Raw genomic sequence first — 14,482 nt, forward strand, 5'->3', positions numbered from 1 at the left:
CTGCGGCGTCTTCAATCCTTAGTCTCACCCGTATTTGCGACCCTCTTCTCTGAATTCGAAACCTGCTACAGGCCTATCGCAACGACTCAAGAGAAGTCATGCCGCCGCCTCAACTGAGAACGCTTTCGAAGGTGGCCGCGCAATTGTCAGCAGCCAAGGTTGTGCGCTAGCCTGCGGATTTGGCGGCGGATCCTGCCGCGGGAAGCGCGATCGATCCGTTAAACTATTTCAGCTCCTGAGCAACTGGGGTGTGGAGCTCAGAGCGCAGATGGTTAGAACACGGCGCCGTATCTGACCACGTGCCCGGCAGCTACCTTCGTCATCGTTTGCTAGACCAGGCCGCGCCTTGAGACGCACTGAATCCGAGGAAGTCGAAGGCGATAACCCGGCGCCCGGCGGCACATAGGAGCGGAGAGACGTCCCTATCGATACGGCTATTGTCCGGAAGCCATGGATCATCACGAACGCTGTGCCGCCGCCGGGATAGTCGCGCACGTAGATCCGATGTCCGTTGCGTTCGACATGTTTCTCGGCGAACCCGGTGTCGTCGTTCGCGTAGGCGTTTGATCTCTTCTGTGTTGTATCCATTGGCGTCGGCAGTCTGGAGCCGCAAGAGTTGCAAACGAGGCCATGAGAAGGTCGCGCCGGGTAGGGAAAGGCTTTCGGTGTCCGGCATCTTCCTCTCCTCGCAGCACGGCTGGTGCTGCTGGTAAACGGCTGGCCCACGTCCGGCAGCAGGCGGCCGCGCATATCTCTGATACGTTATTCGAATGAATGGGTCGGCCCGATCGAAGCTTCGACCATTCCGGCTCGGCTTCGTGATACACGTTAACGCGAGTTCACTAATGGTGGTAAGTGCTGCGAAAAAAACTATCGGTTGACTTCTTCCAGAGTGTCTCTATTTTTGCTTTATCGATCTCTTGCTTGCCAAGCTTTGTCTACCGCGCGATTGGCACCGCGCTCTATTCGAACCTTCTCTTTCAGAAGCAGTCGTAACGTCGTCCGGGAAGCGCAGCTTCTGCGGTCCTGCACTCTTTGCTTTGAAAGGGTTCATCATGACCATTGGCACAGCAAGATGGTCCAACTCCACGAAGGGCTTCGGGCGGCGCGGACGCGCTCGTTCACATCTCTGCCGTCGAACGCGCCGGAATGCGCGAAATCGTAGAGGGTCAGAAGATTGGTTACGAGCTCGAGCGCGACATCAAGTCGGGGAAGATGTCGGCCTGCAACCTGCAGGTCGCCAATTGTGACCTGCCATCTCTTTGACCACGGATCTAGTGGCACTGGGACGGCATGATTATCTGAAAGGCCGGGCAGGTTGCTCGGCATTTTCCTATCCATCGCTTTGCAGACTAAGGAAATTTTCATGACTCAGACCTACAGCAAATCCCGGCAGCAGGCCGAAATTGCGTTTAGCCTTATCCAGTCCCAGTTCTGCGCGCACGGCCAAGGCGTCCAGGAACTGGAAACTGAAGAGCAAGCGCGCCAAGTCAAAACACAGCGTCTTCGAGACGCGCGGCTAGCGCGGGACGCGCAGGACCATGCTAGCCGTTGAACGACCACTACGCAGATTACTAGCAGCCCTGGTCAAAACTCTATTTCGACACTGTGGCCAGGCGTCGCTTGATTCCACAGGCTTGGTGCAACGGCCACCGACGTTGCTCCTCCCAAAAATGAACCCTTCGCAGCGTCACTGTGAAATTATCATTCGAATCGCCGACGTCACGTCCTGACGTTTGTATGGCTTGCCCATGAAAGGAACGTCGCGTGGAAGACTGGCACCGGGCAGATTGTTGCCAGATGTAATAATGATCTTGATTGGCGGCCAGCGATCCCGAACAAACGCGGCGAGCCGCAGCCCATCCATGCTGCCGGGCATGTCTATATCAGTGAAGATCACCTGGATGTCCGGGCGACCCTCGATAATCTCAATCGCTTCATCTGCGCTCGATGCCTCGAGCACGATGAAACCGTCGTCCTCAAGATCTGCGACGGTCGACAAACGCAAGAATGGCTCGTCTTCCACGACAAGCACAACTGGCTGATAGTCAGGCACGTTTGCTCGCTTTTCTCTTTGGAGGAATGCTCTAGGGCAAAACCGCGAGGGAATGTACGTTGGCGTACAAACGCGCCATTGACTGCCTGGTTCCAGCCAGGAAATTTGCGACCGGAAAAGCGTGGCGACATTCCTGTCAGACGCCAAGAGCGAAGAATGAGTGAAGGGAAAATGACCGAGGTCCTCAACCGGCGGGATTCTTCACACCCAGAGGTTAGGAGAACGTCGCATTCCCTTGGTCGCCACGGACGCGGAGAAACGCTTTCGACCGCCGTGCCTGCATCGCCCGGAAAGGATCACGGTTCTCAGCGACAGGAAACTCCTGTAGTCTAAGTGTGCCGGACGCGCGGTGAGAGCAACGAAATACTGCCGCCAACGTTTTGCCTGTTGGTATCAAGGTAACGTCGTCGCTGCTGGTGTGACAAGAGAAAGATCGCATGCCTCGCTTCTACTTCAACATCGTCATGAGCAGCGGCATCCAGGAAGATTTCGAAGGGACGGATCTTCCCACCTTGGACGCGGCGCGCAGCGAGGCTATCAAAGACGCCCGTAGCATCATGAGCAATGCGATCCTGATGGGGCAGGACGTTTCGTCACGCTCGGTGGAGATCCGTGATGACGCCGGCGACGTTGTTCTGTCGCTGCCATTCCGAGACACCATAACGCGCAGCGAGTGATCGGTATCGACTCACTTTACCCTAAGCGGCAATCCTAGAACTCGCTCATACTCGCGTTCGGGAATCCCATAGCTGCCGCCTGCGATAGTTATCAGCTTCTCTCGATCCCGCACGTGGATGTTTCCGCGTGTGGACCGAATGGCCCGTATACCTTCCAGGACGTGAAGCTGTTCGGTAACACCCGAACGACGAACTCCCAGCATCAGCGCTAGGAACTCGTGGGTCACACCGAGATTGTCGCCATCGAGGCGATCATGGCACATCAAAAGCCATCGAGCCATCCGTTCCTGCATATTGTATCGGGCATTGGCCAAGGCCGAATGACTGAGCTGGACGACGGTGGTATGAAAATAACGAAGAAAAAAGGCCCGGGTTTCCTCATCCTCAGTGACTGCTTTCATGAATAGCGATGCTGGGACGCGGATGCCACTGCCAGCCACTTGCATGAAGGTCCGCCCGGGCGCTCCCTCTATGGCGAGCATCAGATGCATACCGGACGCGCCTTCCCGGCCGATATGCCCCACTTCGATAGCTTCGTCGTCGGAACTGGTGACGACCATGGACCCAAGGCCGCTCTCCAGAAAATAGATGTAGTCAGGAGGGACACTATCCTCGACGAGAACATGTTTGGTGGGCAGGTCGACGCGCTCCATGCCGTGAGCGAGCCGGCCGAAGGTTTGCGCACTGATCGTCCGCAGAAGAGTGTTGCCGACATTCGATTGGTCGAGGCGTACCATTTCTTGCTCCATGCCGGAGCTTGGGTGTTACCAAACGCCTATGAATAGAAGTCTAACCGTACGGCGTGGTCAAATGTTCCGCCAGCCACAGCAGGTTCGTACGATTTCGGTGTTACCGTGCGCAAGGCATTGTTCTAGTTTTTCTTAACTTGCGACCCACATCTCTTTGCCGTTTCGCCCAGCCACAGCTTTTTACGCAATCGATCTGATAAGGCGGGGCTTTAACGCAACGGCCGCCAGGAAGTACGGGAGGAATTAGGCGTTCCGAAACACGACTCCCGCTTGAAGAGCTGCGGCGAGAAATGCGGCTTGCGCTTCTCCCTGGCTGACCGCCCCTCTAAGCGCGCCGGCACAAGCCTCCATCGCCGAGATAAAGGTGGTGCCGGTGGTAACTGGCCAGTTCTTGAGAAGCAGCTGAAGAGCTTGCTCTGCAGACGACACGGTGTGGAATGACCGGTTGCGCTCTACAATTACGATGACCCATTCAAGTGTTGACATAAGCGCGTGGCCGGCCAAATTCGCGGATTAGTGGATTACACGATTAGCCCGCGCACAATGTGAGTGAGAAACATTCGTCACCCGCGCGATCCTTCCTCGAATCCCGCTTGTCAGTCTACATGGGCAGTTGGAGAAGCAAGGCCGTTCCCCGACGTTTCTATGGCAATGGCAGTCCCTGAATAGAGGCGCGCGTCCGCTCGAAGCTCGGTGGAGACATTGCAGAAATCGTCGTGCCGAGGACCCTTTTCAGTTCCCTGGTTAGGTCGTCGGCGGAAGTCATCCCACCTTGAAAGCGTTGTATCAGAAGCTTCGCCGCAAGGTCGTATCGCTCAGGATGCGCAACACTTTTGGCAGAATTGTATCCAGCTTCCTCCAAGACGCCTTGCAGCATCGTCAGGTCCCTGGAATGTAAGACGTAGCCGAGTGGGGAAGACACTGACGTCCTCCTTCTAATTGGGGCGAGGGCCCAAGCCCTAGTCAGAAGCGCCCTTAACAATGGCTGCTGATGAAGTCATCATGCCCGAGAGTGGCTCGGGATGCAAAGAAATTAATGCAATTTTTTGTTTTTATCAGCCTTTCAGCAAAACCACAAATTGAGATTGTATTTCCACGGGGCTTCGGCAGCGTGCTCGGCTTCACGGGGCGTCGCTCAATGCCATCGACAGGGCCAGTAGGTCCACCACTCTTAGAGAGAGGCATGGTAGCTATCCTCTTGCAGTCCACCCGCAGGTTCGGCACGTACGGGCAGAATTGCGCAGGCTGTCCATCAGCAAATTATCGGCAAGCGCAGGAGTTTGGTTACGCTTTGTGGGTCGCTTCGGAACTGCAAGCGGAACTAAGGTACCGCACCATTTCATCAGTGGCGGCGGCAGAATATGGATCGACAGTCTGAATACGGTCAACGGCCACTGTCATTGCCCAGCGGCCTTCATCACTATCGATATCCACTCGACGTGTTGAGCACCACTCTTGAACCGCGTCCAGAACAATCTTCATTTGAAGTTCATCGAGAGAGGAAGATAAAGACTTCGTCATGTCCGTGCTCTCTTGGTCGGCAAGAGCACAGTTATCTCTCAAGCGGTCCCGCCAGTTGTCTATGGGCCGACCCGGGATACTTAGGGTGTTAGAAATAAAAGGAAACGCGAAGGGTTTGACCGCCCCCGCCTTCTAAGTTCATTTTTTTTGCCTTATTTAATCGCTGGATGGAAAATCGTGGCGTCCCAGACGCCTCCTCGCCGACGAAAAGCCGCTCGCAGTCGAGAGGCGCCCAGCCGCGCGATCGGGCGCATGTGAAGGGGAGGGTGGGCGCCCGTTGGGAAGTGCAGGGACCGGGGCAGGGGCCCGGTTTTGAAATCCAGTTGATGCGCGGTACACCGTCTTATCATGGTTCCCAGGATGCCGCCCAGGAGAACGCCGTCGACCGACAAGAGACGATTAACATCAGCGCATCACGCTATGTCAAAGTTAATTGCGGCCGTTCTTAATCCTCCATAGGGTTTTATCTATCGGTCGGCATCTCCTGGCTACGATCGACAGGAAGCACACGAGTTGCTTTCGCCCCTCTAAGTTGGAGGGCGATGAGTGTCGGAAATGCTCCGTACAATCTCGTTCGATGATCTTTCTCCGGTATTCGACGCGTTCTCCCAGTGGTGCAAGGAGACTAAGGTTGATCCGAACAGTCTCGTGGGCAGCGTTGCTGCGTCCAGACTATTGGACCTTTTTCTCAAGGGCCATAAGACATCCAGAGATCTTTTGGCAGCCCTAGGGCCACTCCGCCCGCCGTCAACAAGGCCTGATCAGTAGCGTCTCCAGGAAAGCTCGTCGCCAGAACCAGATCTCAACACATTCGACCTTGCCCCCAAGTTTTATCCAGTTTTAAGTTCGCTCCGGCGGTCTCTTGAAGTGCTACCTAGCGCGCAATAATCTGAAATTGCGAAGCCTCCATGGCCAGTCTAGTTGGGATTGGTTGTCGCCGCTCGCAACCGTCGGACGAGGTCAGAAATCCGTTGGTCTTGCGGTCTCAGCCTTGCCAATTGCTCCGCAAACTTCAACGCCTGCGGCAGCAGCTGCAGCTTCAGACTGTATTCCAGTGCCAGGCCTGAAATGGCCGGATCGGACGTCTCGGATGCCCAGTGATCGAGCCTGTTCAGAGCCTCTTGGGTCTTTCCGATTGAGTCCAGCGCGACGGTAAGCGTCGTCTTGTACCGCGGGCTCCGGGGATCCAGCCGCACCGCTTGTTCAAGCTCGACAATCGCATCGTCCAGTCGCTTGCTGCGAACCAGAGCGAGCCCATGCCCAAATCGCAGCTCCGCGCGCTCCGGCGACACTGAAATTGCTTCGGCGTAGGCCTGTTCGGCCTTATCGTTCTGCCCGATGGCACGATAAAATTCCGCAAGGTTGACGTGGACACCTTCAAGTGTCGGGTCAAGGCTAATCGCTCGTTTGAAGTATCCCTCGGCCTCCGGTATACGGTGTTGGCCAAACAGGAAGAATCCGTAATTGCTCTGCGTCTCTGCAAAATCAGCGTTTGAACTGACGTAGCTGCGCAGGTCTTCGACCGCGGCCTCGAAGCCCGGTCGTTGGCTGCCGAACACCTCGGCGGGCGTGTTGCCGAGAGCAGTCGCCGCTGCGATACGAACCGCTCGCATTTCATCACCGAGCAGATCCCCGATCGCATCCAGCCTGCGCTCCGGCGGAATGTTCGATGCGGCCTCGGATGCGCCGAGTCTGACCAATGGATCCGGATCAGATGATGCTGCGTGAATATCTGCGGTAACATCCTCACCTGCGATCTGGCTCAATCGGGTGATGGCGCTTCCCCTTATGATTCCCGGCTGATTTCGGTCATTGACGAGCTTTCGCAATGCCTGCTCCGCTGCTTGCGTGCGGTTTTCCAAAGCTGCGAATGCGTGGGTGATGGTTGGACGATTGCGCCAGCCAAAATCGTACCATCTATCCATGGTCCTGGCGGCCCAGTCATCATCTTTATCGGTATGACACGTCGTGCATGCGTTCGGCGTTGAGAAGGTCATCGACAGATCCGGCCGGGGAATGACGAACGAATGGTCCCGTCTCGGATCGACCTTCATGTATGTCCGTTCGGGCATATGACAGTTGGCACATTGCGCGCCGGCCGATCCGACAGGATGATGGGTATGAGAAGGGTCGTCGAACAGGCCGCTCGGATCCTGCTTGACGAAGCGGTCCAGCTTGGTCTGCGTGTGACACTGGGTGCAAAGCGCGTTGCCTTCGGTCTTCAAACCCGCCTCATGTGGACGATGACAATCAAGGCATGTCACTCCAGCCGCTGCCATTTTGCTTTGCTGAAACGAACCGTACTCAAAGACTTCATCACGTATCTGTCCATCGGGAAAATAGAGATCGCTTCGCAGCAATGCGGGAGAAAAGTAGTCGAGAAACGGCTTTCCGGGCTCGTAGCCGTCTCGAAGGCGTACTCGTCTGGAATGGCAAGCCAGACAGGCATTGGCATCGACCCTGGAAAGTCCAGGGTCCGCCTGATCACCTGGATGGTCCTGGCCCTTTGCCGCCCAGGCGACATGTTTTGCACCAGGTCCGTGACAGGACTGACAGCCGATGCTCGTTGCGACATAGGTCGATTTGTATTCGTTCGTCGCAGGTTGGAAGTTTGCTTGAGGGTCGGTCGAATGGCAGTCGATGCAGGTGCGGTTCCAACGATAAAACGGCCCGGTCCAGTGATAGGTCGAGCCGGGTTTGCGCGGTGTGTCATTGCCAAGCCAGAACCATTGCTTTCCGGTCGTGTCCCATGCGACGTCGAGTGCCTGTAGTCGTCCTGCGCCGGTTTCAACGAGATACTGCTGCAGCGGCTCGTAGGCAAAGGTGTATCGAACTTCGAACTCGGTTTCCTTTCCGTCCGATCCTTCGGTTTTCACGAAGAACCGGGCATCGCGGCGATGGAAAGTCGTTACAATGCCATCGTGCTCATACCTGACATTGTTGAAATCACCGCGAACTGTACTGCCGTTGGCAAGTGCCATTGCGTTGGCGTGGTGGGATCGCTTGAAAGCAGCGGCTTGATCTTGATGGCAGGAAGCGCAAGCGGTTTCATCAACGAAACCATTATGCATGCTTATCCGGGGGTCAGGACTGGAGGCAGGGACAGTGTCGGCAAAAGCGCTCCGTCCCAGGAACAAAATCATCAGAAGGACCGGCAATACTGTTATCCACGCGGCCAATGACCGATCGAACGTTATCACTCAGCTGCTCCAACGCTGCTCTTGTGGAATGTCACGCCGCCTGGCGGCGTGACGACGGCGGGCATCAGTAGCACGGCGGGAAGGGATAGTAGCCGCACTGCTGGTTGTTGTAGTAGTTGTTATAGTAGTAGGGGCGTGTTGCTGCCGCGCCGATAGCCGCGCCCGCTACGACACCGGTGGCGACAGGGGCACCGCGATACCAGGCGCCGCGATAGACGGGGGCATGCCAGTAGGTGCCACTCACACGGTTGATGTTGGTATCGCCGGTATGAACGTCGTCGTCTCGAAAACCTCCACGGAAGTCGCCCCCTGCAAAATCACGTCCGCCAAAGCTACCTCCGCCAAAGTCGCCTCCACGGAAGCCACCGCCGCCAAAACTTCCTCCGCCAAACCCACCTCCGCCAAATCCACCCCCTCCGCCGAAGTGATCAATAAAGACTGCGGCCGGCCCCGTCGCGCCATTGAGGCTTCCCTCAAGAACGGTGATGTCGAATGTCAGCGTCGTGCCATCAAGTTTCGGGGTCTTCAATGTCACGACAGCGTCGCTCACATCAGACCCGTCGCCCCCCAGCACCGAGACCGTCGCATTCGGTGGATCGACCGCGAAATTGTCCTTGCCATCGTCCCATTGCATGATGAACTGATCCGTCATCACATGTCCGGCAGCCCGTACCGGCCGGTCGGCAAACACGATCGAATTGGCGGCAACGCCATTGAGTACGAGTTTTCCGTTTTCAATCCGAGCGCCCGCAGAGTTGATCACTGCCAGAGACGGTACCGGCCCGGTCGGCGTGACGACGCCGATGCCTTTTTCGAGCGGTACATGCGGCTTTTTCGGAGCGTCCTGCGCATGGGCATTACCAAGAGCAACGCCTGCAGTAACGATCAGGCTGGCAATCTGAAAGACGTTCATGGCGGTAGCCTCCAAGGTGGGGACAGGTAAAAGCCCTGTCCATACTTGACGTGATGATGGAGCTCAGCTCGACACTGTTGCTGTCGTCCTGACGCAAGTCGCCCGGTCTCAATCCTTGAAAACCTGCTTCCAGTCGGCTTTCATGTCGATCAAGGTCCAACCAGTTATCGCGGCTGCGTCGAGGGCCTTGTCCAGGCGCCCGAAGTCCGTTTCGCGGTCATATGCATATTCACGGTCGGCATCGGTATGATGAACGAGCATGCCAAGGCGCGCGGGCGCCCCTGCCATGGTTGTCCACTGCAGCATTTCGAGGTCGCCATCCGAGTTGCCGAAGGCGGCAATCGGCCTTTGCCCGATCGCTTCATTGATCCCAACCGGCTTCCCGGCCTTGTCGTCTATAAAATTGACCTCCGGAAGCCGGTACAAGGTCGGCATATCGTCCTGCATCCTGAATTCGGTCTTGATAGAGGAACCGATCACCTGTTCCGGGGGCACGCCATAGGCCTTTTCTGTCCACGGCCGCATGAATTCCACGCCGCCTCCCGAAACAATGAAGGTCTTGAATCCATTGGCGCGAAGATAGGCCATCAGTTCGACCATCGGCTGATAGACAAGTTCCGTGTAAGGACGCTTGAACTTCGGATCTCGTGCGGTGAAAAGCCAGTCGGTGACAACCTTTCTAAACTCGGTTGTCGTCATTCCCGCATGGGTCAGCATGATGAGTTCCACGAGGCCTTTTTCGCCTGACGCGGCGAGAGCCTTCATGTCGCCGTCAAGCACGGCCTTGAACGGTTGTGTATCTTTCCATTCCGGATGCTGCGGAGCGAGCGTCTTCACGCGATCGAGGGCGAAGGCAAGCTGCGTGTACATCGGATGCTCGACCCAAAGAGTGCCGTCATTGTCAAACACCGCGACCCGCTCCGCCTCCGTTACGAAGTCCGCAGAGCCCTGCTTTGTCACCCTACCAACGAAGGAGACGATGGCGGCCTTTGACGCGGTCTCGTTCCAGGAAGGCAACGGGTCACTCTGTGCCCAGGCGGTTGTCGGCCCGGCCCACAGAGGAAGACCGATCGCGAGGATGCCATTTCGTGAACTTGTGAGGAATTTGCGACGCGTGGCCTCCATTTCGGCATCCTCCTGAATTGCTTATGTCACTTGGGGAAGTGGCGGCCTTGTTGGCCCCACATCGGGATGAGTTGCCGCTCGGCAAGGTGGTGGATGCGACCGCAAGCTCGTGTGTACCCGCTGGATACTTTGAGAGTTCGAAATCGTGATCGGACGAGTGCAGCCCCAACTCCACCGCCCCGATCCAGCCAAAAAAGGTTCTGCTACTCATCTCAAATCCTTCCATTGGATGTCGGTTGATACGGGTGTCGCATGGGGCGGAACACGACCTCTTTTCGAAAAGACCGCATGGCGCGGCGAGGGGCTCCCGCTGCCATAAAACCGTATCCCATGGCGTTTTTTTTTCGATATTGCCCTTTCGGGAATCAAAGCCCGCGAGCAATCAACGGCAGTGTTTTCGTCGGTGGCACTACCTCGCCGCCGAGGGAGACAGGCCAGTCGGACGACAGGATGAAGGATGCAGTTTTGCCGCTATTATGGCTGACGCTGAAAGAACTTGCGCCTCAGTCGGGTAACGACGAACCGGCTTCTCGCTAGAAACAAAGTCACCTTGTCAACACAGTCGGTTGTTGCGTGCTTTGTCGGCACCTTCCGCCTGCAGGCAGTCTGGTGAGACCGCCTGCAGCAAGATCGGCTCCATCAGTTGCCGGTACCCTTTGCCGCCGCCGCAGCCTGGGCCATGCGTGTCTGCATCTCGGCCTTGACGGCGTCCAGATTGAAGCTGGCGCCCCGCTGCATTGGAGGAAAGTCAAGGAAGGTCTGGAGTTCCTTTCCGACCAATTGCTGAACGAACACGAAACGCCAGAATTGGTATTTGAACCAGTCGAAGTACTGCTGCCCGCCTTCTTTCGTTCCGTTGTTGGGCCAACCAGTCCGCTCGAACGGGTCGAGTCGCAGGTTAGTGATGTAGGGAACGTCAGGATGGGTCTTTTCGCCAACCCATCCCTGGGGCTGGTCGATGAAACGGAACTTGTAGTCGTCGATGCGCACCGCGCCGACCGTGCTTTCACCGAGGTAGAAGATCTCGTGACGTGCAGACGGTCCCTTGCCGGTGATAGCGGCCGTCTGATCGTAGCCGTCAAGATGGTTCTTGTATGTCCGGTCTCCTATCGTTTTGCCTTGCAGCAATTCGTTGGTGATGTTGGGATTGCCGGCTGCCGCAACAAAGGTCGGCAACCAGTCCAGACCGGAGAAAATGCCGTTCTGCACCACGTCCGCCGGGACATGTCCAGGCCAGCGTAGAAGTGCAGGCACGCGGAATCCACCTTCCAGAACGGTACCCTTTGACTGCGCAAAAGGTGTCTGTCCCCCATCGGGCCACGTGAACACTTCCGTTCCATTGTCGGTCGTGAACAGGATGATGGTGTTGTCGTCCTCGCCAAGCTCTTTAATCTTCTGCATGACGAGCCCAACGTCGTCGTCCAGTTGTGCCATCCCGGCTTCCTCTTCCGACCAGCCGTTCTCAGCATTTCGCATCGCCTCGTACTTCGGAGAGAGATGGGTGACGATGTGCATACGGGTGGGGTTCAGCCAGACGAAGAAGGGCTTGTTGTCCTGCTTGGCCTTCGCCATGAAGCTTGTTGCGAAGTCGCGGATCTCGTCGTCGACCGTTTCCATCCGCTTGGGATAGAGAGTGCCTGCATCCTCGATCCTCTGCTTGCCGATTTTACCCCAACGCGGCATCTCGGTTGGATCATCCGTGTCAGTCGCCCAACTGTGAACCATGTTGCGCGGCCCGACCACGTTCAACAGATCCTGCGGATAGTTCGGATGAGCCGGATCCTCCATCGCGTCGAGATGGTAGAGGTAGCCGAAGAACTCATCGAAGCCGTGAACGGTCGGCAGGAACTCGTTCTTGTCACCGAGATGGTTCTTGCCGAATTGGCCGGTGGCGTAGCCCATTGACTTTAAGACAGTGGCCAAAGTCACCGCCTCCGCCGGCAGGCCAGTCGCGGCGCCGGCCTGCCCAACGGTTGTCATGCCCGTTCGGATCGGCAGCTCGCCGGTGATGAAGTTGGCCCGACCCGCCGTACAACTGGCCTCGGCATAATAGTCCGTGAACAGCATGCCTTCCTTGGCGATCTTGTCGAGATTGGGGGTGCGGCCGGCCATTAAGCCGCGGTGATAGGCTCCGATGTTCCACATGCCAATATCATCGCCCATGATGACCAGGATATTGGGTTTCGATTGCTCTTGAGCCCGTGCGGGCGCTTGCCCGCCGAACAACAGCGCACTGCCACATAGCAGGACGGTCGCCAGAATGCCTTGTCTCATCGCATTTCTCCCTTGAGTTTCCGTCGCCCCACTTGACATAAGGATCCAGTCCTCGTCGCACCCTGGACGCGAAGACGCGCGAAGAAATTCCAGGGTGACGATTGAACAGGACGATCCCGGAGATGCCAATTCGCCGAGATAAGAGGAATTTCCGATGCGTGCCCCCGACAGCCTCCTTTCATTACCGATGTTGTGCGGTGGCGGCGGGGTAGGCCGCCAGATCAAATTCAGTTGCCGCTCGGCAAAGTGATGGATACGCCTTCCTTCGCAAGCTCGTCTCGTACCCACTGGAACCGTTGATAGTTAGAGATCGTGATCGGACCGGTGTAGCCCATGCTTTGCAGTTTTCTCGGCGGATATTCGATATAGGTCGCCATGATTTTCTTCAGTTCTTCACCCATGACGACGCCCATCCATGTCCGCTCGGTGAAGTTGTTCATGAAGATGTCATAGCGTTCCTGGGGATCCTGCCAGAGGTCGAACACCTGCGGCACTGTGGCGACGTATTTGTCCGGTCCCTTCCAGCCGAGGTTTGAATCGACCGCCAAACCACCGGTCAGGGCGCCGTCATCGCCACGAAGATTGAACACAAACTTGTAGTTGTTCACGCGTATCGCGCCGGGCGAAAGCTCGTTCTCCGTGAAGTAGAACCATGACTTGCGCTCCGACTTTCCTGTACCGAGCAGGATTGGCGACATGTCGTAGCTGTCGAAAATGATCGGCTTGTCCTCGCGGTCCTTGTCTGGCAAGGGAACACCGCCGACCGAGGCGAAGGTCGCCATCAGATCGAGGCCTCCTACGATATCGTGATTTTTGCTTCGCGGTTTGATCTTGCCGGGCCACACGGCAACGGCCGGAACCCGGTTTCCCCCTTCACGCAGCGTACCCTTTGTGCCGCGCAATGGGGTATAGCCGGCATCGGGATAGACATCCTGCCAGGCCCCATTGTCCGTGGTGTAGAAAACCAATGTGTTGCGGTCCATTCCGGTTTCACGCAACTTGTCCATGATCCGGCCAATTCGGGTGTCGAGTTCGACGACCGAATCCGCATACTTGCTCTTCGACAACGACCTGTGCTCGAATTCCGGCGCCGGCATGTTCGGTTGGTGGACCTTCATGAAGTTGACGTTGATGTAGAAGGGCTCGTCCGGCTTCTTGGCGGCCTCATCGAGGAACTCCAACGCAGCCTTCTCGACATAGCCGTCGAAGTACGGAATGCCGACCACGCCTTCCTTGCCGTCGATGACAGGTGTATCGACATACTGGCCATTGATCTTAAAATCTTCCGTCACCGGACCACCGGCTTTTCCCGACAATGCCCCCTTGGTGACCTTCTGGAACATCTCCCGCAATTTGGGATCCATATCGGGGAACCAGGTCGGATCGGCGTAAGTGTAGGCGTTGAGGTGGTAGAGGCCCGCATAGCGCATTTCGTCGTAGCCCTGGGCATTGGGCAATGCGTAGTCCGACTCTCCGAGATGCCACTTCCCGGTGAAATAGGTGTGGTAGCCACCGCGCTTCAATACCGATCCGAGTGTCCACTCTGCCGCAGGCAGGCCGCCGCCCTGGCCCTGGAACGCGACCGTCGTCATGCCACTGCGGTTCGGGATCCGCCCCGTTTGCATCGCGGCGCGTCCAGGGGTGCAACTGGGTTGCGCGTAAAAGGAAAAGAAGGTCATGCCCTCATCGGCGAGCCGGTCGATATTGGGGGTTGGCATGCCGCGGCCTTCGCCGCCGCCATAAGGGCCGAGATCGCCCAAGCCGGTATCATCCGAAACGATGAACAGGATATTTGGTTTACGCTGAGGCTCCTGAGCTTGCACGGGAGAGGTCCCGCATAGCATCGTGAGAGATGCAAGGGCTCCGATGCAGACAAAATAGGTTCTGCTACTCATCTCAAATCCTTCCATTGATGCCTGGATTGACGACGGTGGCTACGCCCGCATCAACTCACCCGGGCGGGGCTT

The 14,482-nt window shown here is 56.9% G+C and carries 11 protein-coding genes and 1 pseudogene; 3 read left to right on the forward strand and 9 right to left on the reverse strand.

Annotated elements, in window-relative coordinates; genetic code table 11:
* Positions 1 to 1,055 precede the first annotated feature (1,055 nt).
* Both FHT77_RS19765 and FHT77_RS19770 read left to right on the forward strand, forming a co-directional pair.
* A pseudogene (locus FHT77_RS19765) lies at positions 1,056 to 1,266 on the forward strand (cold-shock protein).
* Positions 1,267 to 1,366: 100 nt separating this feature from the next.
* Complete coding sequence (locus tag FHT77_RS19770) at positions 1,367 to 1,555, forward strand: hypothetical protein (RefSeq protein ID WP_183756617.1); 189 nt, start codon at positions 1,367 to 1,369, stop codon at positions 1,553 to 1,555.
* Between the two features lie 135 nt (positions 1,556 to 1,690).
* Here FHT77_RS19770 and FHT77_RS19775 read toward each other — a convergent pair whose 3' ends face one another.
* Positions 1,691 to 2,056, reverse strand: coding sequence for a response regulator (locus FHT77_RS19775; RefSeq protein ID WP_312859761.1), 366 nt, complete (start codon positions 2,054 to 2,056; stop codon positions 1,691 to 1,693).
* A 437-nt stretch (positions 2,057 to 2,493) separates the two neighbouring features.
* Here FHT77_RS19775 and FHT77_RS19780 point away from each other — a divergent pair, with 437 nt between their 5' ends.
* Positions 2,494 to 2,733 carry a DUF6894 family protein gene (locus FHT77_RS19780; protein ID WP_183756618.1) on the forward strand — a complete coding sequence of 80 codons (240 nt, stop codon included), beginning with the start codon at positions 2,494 to 2,496 and terminating at the stop codon, positions 2,731 to 2,733.
* Positions 2,734 to 2,744: 11 nt separating this feature from the next.
* On the opposite strand, the gene FHT77_RS19785 is transcribed toward FHT77_RS19780, so the two are convergent.
* The 8 genes from FHT77_RS19785 to FHT77_RS19820 all read right to left on the reverse strand — a co-directional run bounded on the left by FHT77_RS19785 (position 2,745) and on the right by FHT77_RS19820 (position 14,359).
* Positions 2,745 to 3,470, reverse strand: coding sequence for a Crp/Fnr family transcriptional regulator (locus FHT77_RS19785; protein ID WP_183756619.1), 726 nt, complete (start codon positions 3,468 to 3,470; stop codon positions 2,745 to 2,747).
* A 255-nt stretch (positions 3,471 to 3,725) separates the two neighbouring features.
* Positions 3,726 to 3,968 (reverse strand): DUF982 domain-containing protein, encoded by a 243-nt coding sequence (locus FHT77_RS19790; protein ID WP_183756620.1) that lies wholly within the window; start codon positions 3,966 to 3,968, stop codon positions 3,726 to 3,728.
* Positions 3,969 to 4,766: 798 nt separating this feature from the next.
* On the reverse strand, positions 4,767 to 5,003 hold the full coding sequence (locus FHT77_RS19795) for a hypothetical protein (protein ID WP_183756761.1): 237 nt from the start codon (positions 5,001 to 5,003) through the stop codon (positions 4,767 to 4,769).
* Between the two features lie 917 nt (positions 5,004 to 5,920).
* Entirely contained in the window at positions 5,921 to 8,146 is a 2,226-nt protein-coding gene (locus FHT77_RS19800) for a tetratricopeptide repeat protein (RefSeq protein ID WP_183756742.1), read from the reverse strand.
* Between the two features lie 121 nt (positions 8,147 to 8,267).
* Entirely contained in the window at positions 8,268 to 9,116 is an 849-nt protein-coding gene (locus FHT77_RS19805; RefSeq protein ID WP_183756621.1) for a hypothetical protein, read from the reverse strand.
* Positions 9,117 to 9,224: 108 nt separating this feature from the next.
* Positions 9,225 to 10,241 carry an HAD family hydrolase gene (locus FHT77_RS19810; RefSeq protein ID WP_183756622.1) on the reverse strand — a complete coding sequence of 339 codons (1,017 nt, stop codon included), beginning with the start codon at positions 10,239 to 10,241 and terminating at the stop codon, positions 9,225 to 9,227.
* 639 nt (positions 10,242 to 10,880) lie between these two features.
* Positions 10,881 to 12,515: an arylsulfatase gene (locus FHT77_RS19815; protein WP_183756623.1), complete on the reverse strand. Its 1,635-nt coding sequence runs from the start codon at positions 12,513 to 12,515 to the stop codon at positions 10,881 to 10,883.
* Between the two features lie 227 nt (positions 12,516 to 12,742).
* Positions 12,743 to 14,359 (reverse strand): arylsulfatase, encoded by a 1,617-nt coding sequence (locus FHT77_RS19820; RefSeq protein WP_246719968.1) that lies wholly within the window; start codon positions 14,357 to 14,359, stop codon positions 12,743 to 12,745.
* Between the last annotated feature and the right edge of the window lie 123 nt (positions 14,360 to 14,482).

Source organism: Rhizobium sp. BK181, from assembly GCF_014193305.1.
GTDB lineage: Bacteria > Pseudomonadota > Alphaproteobacteria > Rhizobiales > Rhizobiaceae > Rhizobium.

Coding starts and splice junctions, on each gene's coding strand:
- FHT77_RS19770 (WP_183756617.1), top strand. CDS start 1,367: ATGACTCAGACCTACAGCAAATCCCGGCAGCAGGCCGAAATTGCGTTT.
- FHT77_RS19780 (WP_183756618.1), top strand. CDS start 2,494: ATGCCTCGCTTCTACTTCAACATCGTCATGAGCAGCGGCATCCAGGAA.
- FHT77_RS19785 (WP_183756619.1), bottom strand. CDS start 3,470: ATGGTACGCCTCGACCAATCGAATGTCGGCAACACTCTTCTGCGGACG.
- FHT77_RS19790 (WP_183756620.1), bottom strand. CDS start 3,968: ATGTCAACACTTGAATGGGTCATCGTAATTGTAGAGCGCAACCGGTCA.
- FHT77_RS19795 (WP_183756761.1), bottom strand. CDS start 5,003: ATGACGAAGTCTTTATCTTCCTCTCTCGATGAACTTCAAATGAAGATT.
- FHT77_RS19800 (WP_183756742.1), bottom strand. CDS start 8,146: ATGATTTTGTTCCTGGGACGGAGCGCTTTTGCCGACACTGTCCCTGCC.
- FHT77_RS19805 (WP_183756621.1), bottom strand. CDS start 9,116: ATGAACGTCTTTCAGATTGCCAGCCTGATCGTTACTGCAGGCGTTGCT.
- FHT77_RS19810 (WP_183756622.1), bottom strand. CDS start 10,241: ATGGAGGCCACGCGTCGCAAATTCCTCACAAGTTCACGAAATGGCATC.
- FHT77_RS19815 (WP_183756623.1), bottom strand. CDS start 12,515: ATGAGACAAGGCATTCTGGCGACCGTCCTGCTATGTGGCAGTGCGCTG.
- FHT77_RS19820 (WP_246719968.1), bottom strand. CDS start 14,359: ATGCTATGCGGGACCTCTCCCGTGCAAGCTCAGGAGCCTCAGCGTAAA.